A 16,475-nucleotide genomic window follows, 5' to 3' on the forward strand; every position below is an offset into this window, starting at 1 on the left:
AACGATCGAACCAATGTTATTTTTGTCGCTAGGCGTTAGTGTATTCTAGTGAGTATTGTCAGGCTGAAATTATGATTGATGTTGGTTCGTTAGTTCGATCGCCCAAAAACGATATGGGAATCGGAAAAGTTGTCGAGGTATCCCACCCCGACGCCGTAGTTGAATATTTTTGCTCAGTAAAAAACCGCATCCGCAAAACTGTACCCTTGGGTTTGCTACAAGAAGCCAGACTTCAGCGCCAAACTCGCTGCTATCTCTGGAGCACAACTCAGGAAAGATGGATAATCGGCCGAGTTTATGACTGGGATGAAGATAAATTAGAGTACGAAATTGACCTCCCCGACAGCCAAAGTTTGCAAGCTGTCGAAACCGAACTTTACGTTCGCTGCAATATCCCGATCGCCGATCCGATCGACATTTTAGCAGTCAAAGGTCAAGAAACGCCGTATTTTCACGATCGCCGCTTGGCTTTTGTGCAATCTGCGATCGAACAGCGCGCCGTCAGTCGTGGCATGACGGGGTTAATCTCTGCGAACATAGACCTCTACCCGCACCAAGTTGAAGTCGTCCGGCGCGTCCTAGAAGACCCGATCGTGCGCTATTTATTGGCAGATGAAGCAGGACTCGGCAAAACAGTAGAAGCCGGCACAATTCTCCGCCAATTTCTGCTAGACGAACCCAACGGGCGCGCTGTTGTTATCGTTCCCAAATACCTGCTCGAACAGTGGCGGCAAGAATTAGAAAATAAATTCTATTTGTCTCATTTTGCCGATCGAGTGCAGCTTGTTGCTCTTAGCGAAATCAATCAAATTAGCCGCAACGCCAACCTAGATTTTCTGATTGTCGATGAAGCGCACGATCTCGCAGCAATGGCGAATTCGAGCGATCGCAATCAGCAACAATCCTTTGAACTCTGCCAGAAACTAGCTCACAAGAGCAAAAACTTATTGTTATTATCTGCAACGCCAGTCATCGGCCGCGAGCAAGATTTTCTGGCAATGCTGCACTTGCTAGACCCCACAACGTACCGTCTTGATGATTTGGAAAGTTTCAAACAACAGGTGCAAAACCGTCAGGAAATCGGTCGCGCCTTGCTGGATTTGGGAGAAACAGCACAGCCTTCTGTTTTGCAAAACCAACTCGCTAAACTCCGCAATCTGTTTGCGAAAGATGATTATTTACTCGGCTTGGCCACTGAGTTAGAAAGTTGTTTGAAAACCGCTGAAACCGCCGAAAAATCTAGCCTGATCCGAACTATTCGCAGTCACGTTAGCGATACCTACCGCCTGCACCGCCGAATGCTCCGCAATCGCCGGGATGCGGTGGAAGATGTGATTTTCGATCGCGATACTGTGCCCAAAGCCGAGTACGATCTCAATGACGAACAGTGGTCGTCCATTCAAAATATACTCGATAAATGGCGCGCTGCTGCTCCCAAATCCAGCGAATATCAGAGAATTTTCCTGCTGTTTTTCCGCGCTTCCGGTACTTGGCTGAATGTTTTGGAACGGGTTGTCAAAGCTCGCTTGCAGAAAAAATCCAGTCCAGAACTCGATCGCGAATTCGGACAAAGCGACACTGCAATTTTGACCAAAACTGCGCTGTTTCCCGAGGAAAGGGAAATCCTGGAAACCTTGCTCAACACGGTGGAAAAGCCCCAGGAAGGACTCGATCGACCGAGTTTGTTGCGAATCGCCATTTTGCGATTTCTCGCAGTTGCATTGAAGGTTCCGCGCGAGTATCACAGCAATCCTCGCGATTTGCTCTCCAGAATTCAGCAGCAAATTAAACGGCCGATTCCGGGCGAGCGTTTCCCGAAAATTGTGATTTTCACCAGTTTTACCGCCACTTGTCAAGAGATTGCGGAAAATTTAGCTAAAATCTTTGGTAAAAAGGCGATCGCCAGCCATGACACGGGCAAGTCTGCGGATGATGTGGAGGCGAGTCTGCATCGGTTTAAGACTGAACCGCATTGTTTTGTCTTAGTTTGCGATCGATCGGCAGAAACAGGCGTAAATCTGCAATTGACAGATTGGTTAATTCACTTCGATTTGCCGTGGTTTCCCAACCAGTTAGAACAAAGACTCGGCAGAGTCGATCGCATTGGCAGCAAAATGGGAGTGCAATTTTGTTTGTTTGCAGGCCCGGATATGCCCGACAGTCCCCACGAAGCTTGGTTTCAAGTCTTAAAAAACGGGTTTGATATCTTCAACAAATCGATCGCCAGCCTTCAGTTTTATGCTGAAACTAAACTGATTGCACTTGAAGAAAAGTTGTTTGCTGAAGGAGCAAAAGGCCTATCAAGCGCAATCGAATCGATTAAAACTGAAATCGAACAAGAGAAAATCAAAATCGACGAACAGTACGTTCTCGATGAAATTGATATTCTTGATGACAGCGCATCTCAGTATTTTGAATCCCTCGACAACTGCGACGCACGCCATAAAGAAATGCAGCGGGCGGCTGAAGGTTGGTTGTGTCAAGCCCTCCACTTCAAACAAATCGAACATCCGAGTATATCTGGATTGATGCGCTATCAACCTACTCAAAAAACTTTGATTCCCTCGAACGATTTGAGAACTCGATTGGTTCCGTACTGTCAGCAGTACGGTAGTTACAATCGGCGCATTGCCCATCAGAATACGGATGTCGTTCTTTACCGTATTGGTGAGGGGTTGATCGATGCACTTGGCTCTTATATTCGCTGGGACGATCGGGGTCAAGCTTTTGCTATGTGGCGTCACGATGAAACTTGGAATGCTGCGGAAGGGAAGGAGTGGTTTGGCTTCCAATTTAATTATTCAATTCAGACTGATGTGCAGCCTGCTGCTCAAATTTTGCAAGCACAAAACATCGAGAATTACAACTTAAAAGCTTTGCAGCGGCGCGCTGATGCTCTGTTTCTCCCAACTTTTGAAACTGTGTTTGTGGATGCTCGCAATGAGCAGATGTCTCTGGTGGAAGATGCGGAAGTGCTGGCAATTTTGCAGCGGGCTTATAAGGGCAAAGGCGGCCAGAATCGAGATTACAATTTGTCGAAAAATCGCACTTCGCTGATTGACAATTTTGTCGATTCTTTGGATTGGGATGATTTTTGTCAGAAGGGGCGGGTGGTATCGGAGGAATTGCTGCGCGGGCGTGAGGCTTTTGTGGAAATGTGCAATAGTTCCGCTGTCAGTGCTGCAATTCAACTGGAAAACCGGGTGAATCAATTGCAGTTGCGCTTGAACCGACTTTCTCAATCGGAACAACTTTTAGAATCGGTTTTGGCTGATGAAATCAGTACCGAAAGTTTGTTGAGTCAAGCGGTTTTAGCGGGAATTCGCCGCCCGCACCTGACTCTTGAGTCGGTGGGATTTATTGTGATTTCTGGGCGTGCTCCTGTGAAATCGGAGGATGAGGGATAATTTAGCTATAAATTCAAAAGAATACGCAGTCTTTCCTCTACCATCATTAATGTTGTTGGAGAGACTGTGGCCCACTGTTCAACAATCCTGTACTATCCTCTAAAGTGGTGTCCCAGAGCGATCGTTCTTCAAGTTCTTCTTGCCAAGCTTCGGGGTTATTGCGTAAATTAATATAAGCTTGCTTTGCTGCTTCTAAAAATTGTTATCTTCGGTATTGTTCGATCGCTTGTTCGAGAACTGTTTCGATTGATTTGCCCGAGCTTGCAGAGAGTTCTGCGAGGATTTTATAAAATGTATTGTCGATCGTAACTGTAGAAGTTTGATTCATCTTATTTTTTTACTGGCTCCAACGTTACTTTACTATTATAGCTCGTATTAAAGACACATTTTCCTTAAGCGACTCGATACAGATGACGGCAACTCTTAACTTGACCGATGTTTTGCCGTCTAAATAAAAATTTTACACCAGTAATCCTATCCGTTCGTTTTGCGGGAAGATTGCACCTCGCTTTTTTAGCTCATACTTTGCTTTTTCATCAAGTCCGGCATTGTTACCAAATCGAGCACTTTCTACTTGGGCGGTGTTCAGGTTTGTTGCTGTCAAATTAGCATTGCTTAAATTGGCATTGCTCAAATTGGCATTGCTCAAATTAGCACCGCTCAGATTGGTGGTATCACTCAGGTAAGCATAGCTCAGGTTGGCACGGCTCATGTCGGCATCTCTCAAATCAGCATTAATCAAATCGGTATAGCTCAAGTCGGCATCGCTTAAGTTAGCAAAACTCAAGTCGGCATTCATCAGGAAAGCATTTCTTAAGTCAGCACCACTTAAGTCAGCGCGACCAAGTTTTACGTCTGTTAGTTTAGCATTGCTTAAGTTAGCAAAACTCAGATCGGCACGACTCAAATCGGCAAAACTCAGGTTGGCAAGGCTCAAATCGGCATTGCTCAGGTTGGCAAGGCTCAAATCGGCACGACTCAGATCGGCAGCACTCAAATCGGCACGACTCAAATCGGCATGATCTAAGTCTGCACCGCTGAGATTAAATCTACTTAATTTGCAGCCAACTCCTTTAACACCACTTAAATCAGCTCCTGCTAAATCTTCATCCGGATTTAGACCAGCCTGTTTCACCAATTCAGATAAAGTATCTGTAGCTGCTTCAATGATTTGTTTAATTTCATTTGAAAGCGATTCAGATTCAATTGAGTTAGAAAGTTGCGATTGATTCGTTTCACTTGCAGTGACAGAATTATGTTTGAGTTGCGATTGTCCCGCATAAAATTTAGTCAGTCGCTTCTCTTCGCTCCAAGCAACAAACGCAATTCCCCCAACTACACTTAAGCCTACTGTCAAAGCTGGCGGATTGCCACCTGTCAGCAACAGCATCCCCAACAAACCCGCACCAACTTGAGCCGTTTGCTTGACTAAAGAATTTAAGCCAGCTTCAGCTTCTTCATAAAGACTAATTTGTTTGCGGTTGACTAAAGTCATATCAAATATCTCCTAGGGATTATTTTTCAAATCTTTTAAATCTGCCCAAAATCGACCAATAATTCGACCTGCGAGAACTATCCACAACAGAAAATCAGAAGCTACAATAATGAAACAAGCATAACGGGATACACCCCAAGGGCTTTCTTTCAGACAAATATCGAAACCTGAAAAATCTTTACCGATAATAATTTCACCGATTAAACCAGGAAGCTTTAAAATAATACCGATCGCGATCGCATCCTGAAGAGACGCATAAACTGTTCTCCCAAGTTTACCCATCAACGCATAGAACACCTGATCGACAATCTCTAAAACATTCATCACTACCTTTTGGATGAATGTACCCGATCGCGTACTTACTGGAGGAGATTGCTCTACAGGAGTTGGACTTGACTGGGATGCTGTCGGTGGCGGAGTTGGTGGCGGATTCGGTGGCGCAGTCATTACGGCACGGTATAAATTTATCTCAATCTCGAGCGCACTTTTTTAAATTTTATCACAATACACTTGGGTCAACAAGATAATTACTCAGGCGCACCTCACTTAATTGAGAAGCAACCTAGTCTTTGCGATCGCTTTATATGCGATCGCCATGAGAAAAAAAGCGTTAACAATCGCATATTGACTTATAACCATCGCCCAAAAATGTGCCATACTTCACTTTACTAAACCTCATCAAAAATCGCTCCCCGCTGCTGTAAATTCAGCTTCACATCCTCCGCAAGTCCTGAGTTATTCCCAAACCTCGCTGACTCGACATTCGCACCGCTGAAATTAGCGTTTGTTAAGTTCACTTCGATTAGATTTGCGCCGCTCAAATCCGCACCGCTGAGGTTTGCTAAAGCCAGACTGGCGCGGTGCAAATCTGCGCCGCTCAAATCGGTATTTCCTAAGAAAGCGCCGCTCAAATCTGCACCGCCGAATTTGGCATTTTGCAGGTTGGCGTCGCTGAAATCGGCATCGTTTAAGTTTGCACCCCGGAAATTTGCACCCTGGAGATTTGCGCTGCTAAAATCGACTGCACTTAAAGTCGTCCCGCGCAAGCTGGCGCCCGCGAAATCCAGTGCTGGATTGAGATTGGCGATTTTTGCTAACTCGGGAAAATCGTCGGTTTCAGCGGCAATAATGCGATCGACCATTTCCTGCAATTGCGCTTCGGCTTCCGGGACAATTTCCACCTCTGGCTGTTCCACCGCAGGCAAATTGTAGGACAAAAGCGCCCAACTGAGAGCCGGTTGGAGTTTATTTGCTTGCAAATATACAGTCAAGATTCTTTCTAAAACCGAATGTTGATTTGGCGTAATATCGTGCGGCCACAAACCCTCCGCATCTGTTAAATAAATATCTTCTTTCGCAACTTCAAAAGTCGCTGCAATTCGCAATGGCTTCGCGGCAAACTCTCCCAGTTTAACACTTTTTAGCAAACCTTTTAATACGGGTTTGCCCCGTTCTAATGCAAAAATCCAAGCGGGCGTTGTATCGTCGCCGATTGTGGAAACGTGACAAAACGTGCAGTCACTTTCCTCGCTCTTTTGGACATTCTCGCTGTCGGGAACTTCCCGCTGACTGTCGGTTAACAAAACTTCTGTACTGCTTTGGATTGGCGACAGTTGGAAATCACCGACTAACTGACGCGATGCTACGGGAATTTCGCAGTTTTCCAGATTTAGCTTGAGCGTCCCGCCTTGCAGACCAAATTTGACGCGGCCGCCGAGCAGCGGTTCCCAATGCTCGTTAAAATTGAGGCTCAAGTGTATGTCGAGCTGCTGGGTTTGGGCTGCAACCGATGGCACTGGAATTGCTTCTAATTGCATCCACAAGCAATCAGGGTATTTGTTGTGAGACTCTAGCGATCGCATATCGGTAGAAGTGCTGGCTCTGCCAGACTGTGATGGAGATTTTGACAAGTGCTTCATTTCTAATTTATCACAAATCGGTAATTTTTTATTTGTTATGATTATTAGATTTTTTGAGTAGTTGGCGATGTGCGCAAAGCGCCGGTTAATTGGTTGGTAGTATTTCGCTTTTTACCCAATTACGAAATGCTTTAACTAATTCTAAATAATCCATTGTTTCCGCCTGTTGCAAAAAATCGACAATTTCTAAAATAGGTACAGTGGGAAATGCTAAACTGCGATCGCACGAAAAGTATTCTGTATTTTCTAATTGGTTGATAATCAGCCGTTCTCCATTATAAATCCAAACTTCCGGCACGCTGACACCGGCATAAACTTGCAAGCTATTTTCCGAACCACTCGCGATATCAATTTCCACTACTAAATCTGGTGGCGGATTTTGACTCGTGTCGATGCTTGTTTTGCCTTGAACTGCACAGAAATTCTGGATGTAAAAACATTCATTGGGTTCGGCAATGCTGAGTTCGGGACGCTTAAAAGTTGTGGAACCGACCGCTGCAATGTTAAGTCCCAATTCTTCAGCTAGGGTTTCGATAAATCGACCGATTATTGTTTGGTAAAATTGGTGTTCTGGAGAAGGTTCGATAATTTCGAGATTGCCGCCACTGTATGTCAGCCGCAGTTGCCGGTGACTGAATTCGGCGACCACGGTTTCGTAGGTTTGCCAACTGATACCTGATAGCTGGATGTTTTGGGCTGGCGAGGAGAGATTTTCAGCGGTCATAGGGGTAATTTGCTGAGGATTTCGTAGGCGCAAGCCGGGGCGTAGCCATCGCACTTTTGGATTATACCATCAATTAAGGGCGATCGATCGGCACCTTCACTAGATAAGATTGCATAAATCTTTGATTGATAGAGCGACCGCAGATGCAAGGCAGATAAACACAGATAAACGCAGATGCCTTTCCAGATAGTCTGTGGATGAATAAAATTGCTCGTCTACTCACCCATCTGCGCCGGAAATACCGCAGATAAATCCAGAGACAAATCTGGGAAACCCGGAATTACCACCACCTCATTCGGCAAAACCACTCGTTTGACTCGATAATCGAAACCACCTCTTTGTTTCTGATAAGGTTCACTGTACATTTCCAGTTGAATATCTACCAAATTAAATATCCAATAATCAGAAATCCCAGATTCAGCGTAGAGAGATAACTTAGTTATCCGATCGTACTTCAAAGTAGAATCAGAAACCTCAATTACCAACAAAATATCAGCGGCTAGAGGGTGAGAAGATACATGATTGTCAGAACGGCGGGCAATAACCACATCAGGTTCTGGTTCGCTATCATCTGACAAAAGAATCGGTTCCTGTACGCGCACGCGAGCGCGTCTTGCCAGTAAAATGATTAACTCCTCAACTAAAAGAGTATTACAAGCCGAGTGAAGCCTACCTTTAGCAGCCATTTTGATAATTTCTCCGCGAATCAATTCAAATCGAGCGTCGGACTCAAAAAAACCCAGTTCTGCCAAACGGTGATATTCGGCGATCGAGAATCGTTTTGCTGTAGCGAAAGTCATAGCTTTTATTATCCTATAATATGATTTTAGATTCAAGAATTGGCAATGAATAGAGTGCGGTAGATCGTAACAGTAATTGTCCGAAGAGTTTGTCGATCGCACTCCTGGGCTTCACTCACCCATCTGCGCCGGAAATACCGCAGATAAATCGAGAGACAAATCTGGAAAACCTGGAATTACCACAACCTCATTCGGCAAAACCACTCGTTTCACTCGATAATCGAAACCACCTGTTTGTTTCTGATAAGGTTCGCTGTGCATTTCCAGTTGAATATCTACCAAATTAAATATCCAATAATCAGAAATCCCCGATTCAGCGTAGAGAGATAACTTAGTTCTCCGATCGTACTTTAAAGTAGAATCAGAAACCTCAATTACCAACAAAATATCAGCAACTAGAGGGTGAGAAGATACATAATTGTCAGAGCGATTTTGGGCAATAACCACATCAGGTTCTGGTTCGCTATCATCTGACAAGGTAATTGGGTCTTGACCGCGCACGCAGGCACTTCTTGCCATAATCAGGCACAACTCTCCCAGCAATAGAGAGTTACAAGCCGAGTGAAACGTAGTTTTTTTAGCTTTTTTGATAATTTCTCCGCGAATCAATTCAAATCGGTTATCTGACTCAAAAAAACCCAGTTCTTCCAAACGGTGATATTCGGCGATCGAGAATCGTTTTGCAGTTACGGCAGTCATAGCTTTTATTCCCCTCTACAATTACCAACATTCCCATTTTACTCAAAAATTCCGCCCCGCGCCCTTAATTCAACTTTCACCGCTTCCGAAATCCCCAAACAACCAGAAAAATTAGCGTTTTCTACAACCGCATTTTTAAAATCAGCGCGGCTCAAATCAGCACCGTTTAAATTCGCACCGCTCAAATCAACGCCGCTCAAATCAGAATTTTTTAAATTAGCGTCAGTCAAATTTGCATTTACTAAAAGCGCATTCGGTAAATAAGCACTGCTCAAATTGGCGCAGGTTAAATTTGCACCGCTCAAATTCGCCCTCGGCAGCTTTGTTCGCAAATCTGCACCGCTTAAATTCGCGCTGCTGAGTTCAGCATCCCGCAAATTAGCATTGCACAAACTAGCATCAATTAAAATAGCAGCGCTCAGCAAAGCTCCGCTGAGATCCGCCAAGGTCAAATCGGCGCCTTGGAGGTTAGTTTCGCGCAAATCTGCGCCGTTCAAATCAGCGTAGTGCAAGTCAAAACCGCTTAAATCAGCTCCGGCAAAATCTTCTACGGGATTCAAGCCAACGGTTTCTGCAAGTTCTACAAAATCCTGATTTTTATCGGTTAAAAACAGTTCCCGCACGATCGCCAATTGCTGCTGTCGGTACTCGTCGGCCTTCTCGTAATCTGCTAAATACTTGTAAGCCAGCTTCAAACTCTTGAGAGCACTGCGCTCAATGCGATCGTCCTTGTGGGCGCGCGCGATCGACAACTGCTGCTGATAACACTCGATCGCACCGAGCAAATCGCCGTTAGCATCGCAAGCGGGCGCCAAATTGCCCAAAGCTTCCAACTCAGAGCGAGTGTCGCCAGTCTCCCGCGCGATCGCCAAACGCTGCTGCTGGTAATCAATAGCACCAGAAAAATCTGAGCGAGCACAGCAAGCATTGCCCAGATTTCCCAAAGCATTCGCCTCGCCCCGGCGATCGCCAATTGAGCGCGCTAACACCAAATGCTGCTGGTAACAGTCGATCGCGCGATCGTAATCTCCCAGCGCTTCGTAAGCCACGCCCATATTACCCAGCGCCGCACCCGATCGCCGCTTATCGTCCATTGAGCGATACAGCCTCAGCGCTTCCTCCCAAGAATCCAGCGCCGCCTCAAATTGGTGCGCCTGATATTGCGAAATTCCCTGCTTGATTAACTCGCTAGCTTGTTCGCTCATACTGTCAAAATTACTTAATAACTCAAGTTGATATTAATCGACTTAAAGCGGTAATTGCTAATCGGTAATTAGTAATTGGTAATTGGTAATCATTATGGCAAACTCTCCCCTATCTCCCCATTCTCGGACGATCCCCATCGCACCCTCTCCCTCGCCCCTCTCCCCCATTGTGACAAAAAAAAGGAGAGTCACCTAAGTAACTCTCCCGACCATCAGGGTGCATCTTAATAACACAATATAACATATTCATCATGAGGGGCGACACCCATTTTATCAACTTTTGATGAAAAAGTATAGCTGGCGCAAGGATTTAAACCTTCCCCCCTGAAGATTGCCTGCTTCTTCTTTTCTATTCCTTGGTGTCCTTAGAGTCTTCGCGGTTCCACAATCCGGCATTCTTCCAGCGAGAAACCGCTCATCCGTATTTTCACGTCCGTGCCCCACAAAAAAAAGACAAAAAAAAGAGAGAGCTACTGAAGTAACTCTCCCTGCCATCAGGGTGCATCTACATAACACAATATAACACGACAGGAATGAGGGGTGACACCCCCAAATGTGAAGATATTGTCAAGAAATGTATATTTAATTGTAAAGTTAGCATAAAGCGGGAAGCGGATACAGCGGCGGGATCGGGAAAAACCGATCGCCCGCCGCTGTATCCGCTACAAAAACCCCTTAACAAATGCTTAGCCTTAGCCGTTAAGCTTGGCTGCGAGCAACTCATTGGTCAATTTGGGATCGGCCCGGCCGCCTGTCTCCTTCATCACCTTGCCGACGAAAAAGCCCAGCAGCTTCGTTTTGCCAGCCCGGTACTGTTCGAGCTCCTTGGGATTGGCAGCCAAAACTGCATCGATCGCCCGATCGAGCGCCCCAGTATCCGAAATTTGAATCAAACCCTTACTCTCAACCAACTTTTGAGGAGAACCGCCGCCCGAGAGCAACTCCGGCAAAATATCCTTAGCGATTTTGCCGCTGATCGTGCCAGCATCAATTAGTGCCAGCAATTCGGCCAAATCCTGCGGTTGGAAAGGAATTTCTGCGATCGCCAGTTTCTCATTTTTCAGATAAGCAGTGATATCGCCCATCACCCAATTCGCAGCTTGTTTGATAGGAGCACCGGCGGCGATCGCCTTTTCAAAATACTCAGCCACCGCTTTGTCGTCAGTCAACACCCGCGCGTCGTAGGGAGAAAGACTTAGTTGAGTTTCGTAGCGGTATCGCTTGGAGGCCGGCAATTCCGGCAGTTGAGCTTTCCAATCTTGCAATTGCTCGGTTGAAACTTCGATCGGAGGCAAATCCGGTTCCGGGAAATAGCGGTAATCGCTGGCACCTTCCTTAACCCGCATACTGAAAGTACACTGCTTGTTTTCATCCCACAGCCGCGTTTCTTGGACGATGGTTTCGCCATTTTCTATAGCTTGAATTTGCCGCTCGATCTCGTAATCGATCGCCCGTTCGATCGCATTAAAAGAGTTCATATTTTTAATTTCCACCTTGGTGCCGAACTCTTTTCGGCCAACGGGGCGCACCGAAATATTCACGTCGCACCTGAGCGAACCTTCCTGCATATTCCCGTCGCCAACGCCGATGTAGCGCACGATCCGGCGCAATTCTTGGCCGTATTCGGCAGCTTCGGCGCCCGATCGCAAATCCGGTTCCGAAACAATTTCGATTAAAGGCACGCCGGCGCGGTTGTAATCCACCATTGAATAAGTCGAACCGCTGAGGCGATCGCTGCCGCCGTGAACCAATTTCCCGGCATCTTCCTCCATGTGCAAGCGAGTGATCCCGATTTTTTTTCTAGTACAATTTCCCGCCTCGTCCACCAGTTCAATTTCTAGCCAACCGTTAGTAGCGATCGGCAAATCGAACTGAGAAATTTGATAATTTTTCGGCAAATCGGGATAGAAATATTGCTTGCGGTCAAACTTACTGTAAGGTGCGATGGAGCAGTTGAGAGCCAGCCCTGCTTTCACCGCATACTCCAGCACTTTTTGATTTAATACTGGCAACACTCCAGGCATTCCCATACAAATTGGGTCTATGTTAGTATTGGGGGCATTGCCAAATTCTGTAGAAGAACTGGAGAAAATTTTAGTATTCGTGCTCAATTGACAGTGAGTTTCCAGACCGATAACAGCTTCGTACTGAGTTTTAACTGATGCAGCAGCAGTCATAAGCGACCTTGAAAATTTAATAACTTTAGATTATATTTTAGCTGTTTATTGACGAAACCGATTTGAGATTATTTGTCGGGTAGGGACGGTTTTCACTTCACACCGGCAGAGTTCGCAAAAAGAGCGATCGGGCATGGAGCAGACTTGCGGGCAATAATTCACCTTTTCCGGTGGCTGGTGGGGATCTCGCCCGTCAGCAAGGGCGGCACACCCAATGCCATGCGGAGGATTCGCGAGATCCCCACCAGGCCCCGATCGGCTTAGAGTATTCGAGCGATCGCCCCAAACCACAACCGCGTGCCAAAATATACCTAGCGCCCGATCGCGCCCGCACGCTTCTTGCCCAGGATAGTTTTGGATCGATCGCAATTGCCGATTCGATCGACCTATGCCTGCAGTCTTTAATAGCACCGCCGCCGCTCAAAATCGGCGCCGCGCACAAATTTAAAATTAAAAATGTATAATTTAACAAGAAATTACACATTTTTAATTTTAAAAGTTTAATTTAAAATTCTTAAAGTAACACTTGCCTAAATGTCAAAAATATGCCTGAAATTCCAGTTGAAAGTGCCACCCTGTTTCAGAACAGCATCACTGAGCTAGAGCAGGCGGAATCAGCCCTCCAACTAGCTTGGAACGAACTCGAAAAACAAACAGCAGAAACCATTGCTCAGATAGCCAAAGCCGGCTCCGCAAACGCACAGGAAATCTGCGAGCGATTTGCCTCGGCCAAGCAACTGCGCCAGCAACTTCAAACCCAAATAAAACAAGCCCACAAGCGGCGGGAGTTTCACCTAGAAAACTCGCCAATGGCAGTTATAGAGTGGGACAGGGAATTTCGGGTAGTGCGGTGGTCGCCAATGGCCGAACAAATATTTGGCTGGAGTGCAGCAGAAGTAATCGGCAAATACTGGCACGAATTGTCAATAGTTTATCCAGAAGACTTCGAGGAAGTGTGGGCCGTCGCAAATCAACTGTTACACAGCAGAGAACCCCGCAACGTTTGCCACAACCGCAACTATACCAAAGATGGCTCGGTAATTCACTGCGAATGGTACAATTCTGCACTAATCGATGAATCGGGAACAGTAGTTTCAATTCTCTCTTTTGGCAGAGACGTAACCGAACACCTCCGCACTCAAGAAGAACTGCACCGGCGCGAACAAGCTTTCAGCGCCCTAGCGGAAAATGCTACCGATATCATCGCCCGGTTCGATCGAGAATTCCGCCACCTTTACATCAATCAAGCAATCGAACCAGCAACCGGAAAAACCCCGGCACAATTTATCGGCAAAACTACCAGTGAATTGGGACTGTCGCCGCAGTTGTGCAACCTGTTCAACGAAGCTTTTCCCAAAGTTTTCAGCAGGGGAAAACCAGAAACTGTAGAATTTGAGTATCCTACTCCCAGCGGGACAAAATATTACCACTGTCGAATTATTCCCGAATTTGCTGAGGACAATTCAGTTGAAACAGTTTTAGCGTTCGCCCGCGACATCACAGAACTAAAACAAGTCGAATTCCAGTGGCGACAAAGCGAATCCAAATTTAAATCCATAGTTGATTCTAACATGATCGGCCTAATTTTTTGGGATCTTAACGGCAGTATTACAGATGCCAACGCCGCTTTTTTAAAGACGGTAAACTATACGCGGGACGCTCTGCTTTCAGGAAGAATTAACTGGCAAGAAATGACACCACCAGAATACGTGGGTTTAGATATAGAAAAAGTTGCCGAACTGAAGGCTAGAAATACGGTTGTTCCCTTTGAAAAAGAATTTATACGCTCCGATGGTAGTCGCGTTCCGGTGCTGCTGGGCAGCACATTTTTAGAAGGAACGAAGCAGTTAGGCGTCAGTTTCGTGCTGGACTTAAGCGAGCGCAAACAAGCAAAATCGGAGCTGCAAAAACATCAACAACTTTTAGAGAGCATCCTGACAACTATCCCCAACTTTATTTACATTTATGATGCAGTAGAAAACAATATTATTTATGCAAATGAATCTGTTACAGCCATACTCGGCTACACGGCAAAAGAATGGCAAGATTTGGGTACAGATGCTATCACTAACTTAGTTCATTCCGAGGATAGGTTAAAGCTAATTACAGGTATGGAGCGGCTAAAACACAGTAGCAATCCCTATGAAACGGATGACAGAGACTACAGAATCAAACACAAAAATGGGGAATGGCGCTGGGTGCACGATCGGTCTACAATCTTCAAAAGAACCCCAGACGGACAAATGAGGCAAATTATCGGTTCCGTACTCGACATCAGCGCTCGCAAACAAGCCGAAGAATCCTTAAAACAGCAAAAGGAATTGCTGCAAACTATCTTTGACAACGTGCCAGTCATGCTCGCATTCTTGGATTCCCAGGGTGAAATAAACTGGGTAAACCGCCACTGGGAACAAGTGCTCGGCTGGAGTTTTGCTGAAACCAAAAACCGCGATATGTTGGCCGAATTTTATCCGCAGCCGGAATACCGCCAATACGTTTTGGACTTCATCCAAGCAGCAACTCAGAACTGGGACGACTTCAAAACTAAAGTTAGAGACGGGCGAATTATCGACACTACTTGGGCAAACGTTCGCCTCTCAGACGGCAAGTCGATCGGCATCGGTCAAGATATCAGCGACCGCAAGCGAGCCGAAGCTGAACTCAAACAGCTCAACGAAACTTTAGAAGCTCAAGTCGCCCAGCGTACCGCAGAACTAGAGACTTTTTTCGATGCTTTGCCCGATCGCATTTTTGTGGTCGAACGCGAAGATATGCGCCAGCCTTTTGTCAATCAAACTTTGGCAAAAATGGCAGGTTTCAACAGCACAAAAGAGATGCAAGGCAAAACCGTGTTTGAATGTTTTTCGACTGAACTAGCCACAAAATTTGTGCGGGAAAACTTGCTGGTATTTGAATCCGGCGAAACTCTACACTTGCAGGAAAAATATGTTTTGTCCGATAACAGAACTACTTACTTCGATACTTTTAAAATTCCGCTGAGAAATCTCGACGGCGAGGTTTATGCTTTAATTGGCACTTCTCGCGATATCACAGAGTTGGTTGAGACTAAACAAGCTTTGTCGCAACGCACGGAGCAATTAGAGGCTGCCAATCAAGAATTAGAATCTTTTGGCTATTCTGTTTCCCACGACCTCCGCGCTCCTTTGCGCCATATTTCAGGTTTTGTTAATGCTTTGAAACAGCGGTTAGAATCAACTGAGGCCTTGAACGATCCTAAAATTGTTCACTATATGCAAGTCATTGAAGACAGCAGCCAAAAAATGAGTCTGTTGATTGACGGTTTGCTCGCTCTTTCCCGCGTCGGCCGCACTGAGTTAATCCAAATCCCGATCGATCTCACCCGCTTGGTGGAAACTGCGATTAAATTGACTAAACCCCGGACTGCAACAGAGTCGGCCCCAACTCCCCACAGCCAAGTTGAATTTACCGTCGGAGATTTGCCGGTGGTGACGGGAGATCCCACCTTGCTGCAACAGGTGTTCAGCAACTTGATCGACAACGCCGTCAAGTTCAGCCGCGATCGCACTCCGGCTACAATAGTTATTGATGCCTTACCGGATGGAACGATTTTTGTCAAGGATAACGGCGTGGGTTTTCCTTCTGAATATGCCGATCGGCTGTTTGGAGCCTTTGTGAGGCTGCACTCCCAGAGAGAATTTGAAGGTACCGGCATCGGTTTGGCGATCGTCGCGCGGATTATTCAGCGCCACGGCGGAACGATTTGGGGCATGAGCGCACCTAGTCAAGGAGCGACATTTTACTTTAAACTAGGCAAATAATCTTAAACGGTAATCTAAATTCGTAAGTTACCAGTATAATAGTTTTAAATTCATAATTTAAAACTATTATACAGTTAAATAAGTCACAGTCAGTTTGGGCAGCCCTCGGTGGCGGTTGTTAAATAAATTTGTGGAAATTAGATAAATAATATCGTTAGCAAAAAAAATTCCAGAATCCCGAGGGAAGAAGTTAATCAAAAAAAATGAAGTTTAGCAACACGAATCACCAATCAAAAACTCCTGAATTCC

General features: G+C 45.8%; 12 protein-coding genes. 2 read left to right on the forward strand and 10 right to left on the reverse strand.

The window, feature by feature from the left end; translation table 11 throughout:
• Window positions 1-71 precede the first annotated feature (71 nt).
• A complete protein-coding gene (gene dpdE, locus QUB63_RS23840) occupies window positions 72-3,407 on the forward strand; it encodes a protein DpdE (RefSeq protein WP_332947805.1) in 3,336 nt (1,111 codons plus the stop codon).
• 202 nt (window positions 3,408-3,609) lie between these two features.
• Here the strand turns inward: dpdE and QUB63_RS23845 are convergent, their stop codons facing one another.
• The 10 genes from QUB63_RS23845 to QUB63_RS23890 form a co-directional block, all read right to left on the reverse strand.
• Complete coding sequence (locus QUB63_RS23845) at window positions 3,610-3,735, reverse strand: hypothetical protein (RefSeq protein WP_332947806.1); 126 nt, start codon at window positions 3,733-3,735, stop codon at window positions 3,610-3,612.
• Between the two features lie 132 nt (window positions 3,736-3,867).
• Entirely contained in the window at window positions 3,868-4,902 is a 1,035-nt protein-coding gene (locus QUB63_RS23850; protein ID WP_332947807.1) for a pentapeptide repeat-containing protein, read from the reverse strand.
• 12 nt (window positions 4,903-4,914) lie between these two features.
• Window positions 4,915-5,349: a hypothetical protein gene (locus tag QUB63_RS23855; RefSeq protein ID WP_332947808.1), complete on the reverse strand. Its 435-nt coding sequence runs from the start codon at window positions 5,347-5,349 to the stop codon at window positions 4,915-4,917.
• 221 nt (window positions 5,350-5,570) lie between these two features.
• On the reverse strand, window positions 5,571-6,821 hold the full coding sequence (locus tag QUB63_RS23860) for a pentapeptide repeat-containing protein (RefSeq protein WP_332947809.1): 1,251 nt from the start codon (window positions 6,819-6,821) through the stop codon (window positions 5,571-5,573).
• 85 nt (window positions 6,822-6,906) lie between these two features.
• Entirely contained in the window at window positions 6,907-7,545 is a 639-nt protein-coding gene (locus QUB63_RS23865; protein ID WP_332947810.1) for a Uma2 family endonuclease, read from the reverse strand.
• A gap of 215 nt (window positions 7,546-7,760) precedes the next feature.
• On the reverse strand, window positions 7,761-8,345 hold the full coding sequence (locus tag QUB63_RS23870) for a Uma2 family endonuclease (RefSeq protein ID WP_332947811.1): 585 nt from the start codon (window positions 8,343-8,345) through the stop codon (window positions 7,761-7,763).
• A gap of 111 nt (window positions 8,346-8,456) precedes the next feature.
• The gene (locus tag QUB63_RS23875) at window positions 8,457-9,044 is read right to left on the reverse strand and encodes a Uma2 family endonuclease (RefSeq protein ID WP_332947812.1); all 588 of its coding nucleotides are present in this window, start codon (window positions 9,042-9,044) and stop codon (window positions 8,457-8,459) included.
• Window positions 9,045-9,082: 38 nt separating this feature from the next.
• Window positions 9,083-10,249: a pentapeptide repeat-containing protein gene (locus QUB63_RS23880; protein ID WP_332947813.1), complete on the reverse strand. Its 1,167-nt coding sequence runs from the start codon at window positions 10,247-10,249 to the stop codon at window positions 9,083-9,085.
• 692 nt (window positions 10,250-10,941) lie between these two features.
• On the reverse strand, window positions 10,942-12,426 hold the full coding sequence (gene gatB / locus QUB63_RS23885) for an Asp-tRNA(Asn)/Glu-tRNA(Gln) amidotransferase subunit GatB (RefSeq protein ID WP_332947814.1): 1,485 nt from the start codon (window positions 12,424-12,426) through the stop codon (window positions 10,942-10,944).
• Between the two features lie 193 nt (window positions 12,427-12,619).
• Window positions 12,620-12,910 (reverse strand): hypothetical protein, encoded by a 291-nt coding sequence (locus QUB63_RS23890; protein ID WP_332947815.1) that lies wholly within the window; start codon window positions 12,908-12,910, stop codon window positions 12,620-12,622.
• Between the two features lie 61 nt (window positions 12,911-12,971).
• On the opposite strand from QUB63_RS23890, the gene QUB63_RS23895 reads away from it, so the two are divergent.
• The gene (locus QUB63_RS23895) at window positions 12,972-16,226 is read left to right on the forward strand and encodes a PAS domain S-box protein (RefSeq protein WP_332947816.1); all 3,255 of its coding nucleotides are present in this window, start codon (window positions 12,972-12,974) and stop codon (window positions 16,224-16,226) included.
• Window positions 16,227-16,475 lie beyond the last annotated feature (249 nt).

The sequence above is a fragment of the Microcoleus sp. ARI1-B5 genome, from assembly GCF_036705795.1.
Lineage (GTDB): Bacteria > Cyanobacteriota > Cyanobacteriia > Cyanobacteriales > Microcoleaceae > Microcoleus.

Excerpts from the sequence above, each read along its gene's own strand:
- QUB63_RS23895 (WP_332947816.1), top strand. The coding sequence starts at position 12,972 with ATGCCTGAAATTCCAGTTGAAAGTGCCACCCTGTTTCAGAACAGCATC.
- QUB63_RS23860 (WP_332947809.1), bottom strand. The coding sequence starts at position 6,821 with ATGAAGCACTTGTCAAAATCTCCATCACAGTCTGGCAGAGCCAGCACT.
- QUB63_RS23890 (WP_332947815.1), bottom strand. The coding sequence starts at position 12,910 with ATGTGTAATTTCTTGTTAAATTATACATTTTTAATTTTAAATTTGTGC.
- QUB63_RS23845 (WP_332947806.1), bottom strand. The coding sequence starts at position 3,735 with ATGAATCAAACTTCTACAGTTACGATCGACAATACATTTTATAAAATC.
- QUB63_RS23870 (WP_332947811.1), bottom strand. The coding sequence starts at position 8,345 with ATGACTTTCGCTACAGCAAAACGATTCTCGATCGCCGAATATCACCGT.
- QUB63_RS23875 (WP_332947812.1), bottom strand. The coding sequence starts at position 9,044 with ATGACTGCCGTAACTGCAAAACGATTCTCGATCGCCGAATATCACCGT.
- gatB (WP_332947814.1), bottom strand. The coding sequence starts at position 12,426 with ATGACTGCTGCTGCATCAGTTAAAACTCAGTACGAAGCTGTTATCGGT.
- QUB63_RS23865 (WP_332947810.1), bottom strand. The coding sequence starts at position 7,545 with ATGACCGCTGAAAATCTCTCCTCGCCAGCCCAAAACATCCAGCTATCA.
- QUB63_RS23855 (WP_332947808.1), bottom strand. The coding sequence starts at position 5,349 with ATGACTGCGCCACCGAATCCGCCACCAACTCCGCCACCGACAGCATCC.
- dpdE (WP_332947805.1), top strand. The coding sequence starts at position 72 with ATGATTGATGTTGGTTCGTTAGTTCGATCGCCCAAAAACGATATGGGA.
- QUB63_RS23880 (WP_332947813.1), bottom strand. The coding sequence starts at position 10,249 with ATGAGCGAACAAGCTAGCGAGTTAATCAAGCAGGGAATTTCGCAATAT.
- QUB63_RS23850 (WP_332947807.1), bottom strand. The coding sequence starts at position 4,902 with ATGACTTTAGTCAACCGCAAACAAATTAGTCTTTATGAAGAAGCTGAA.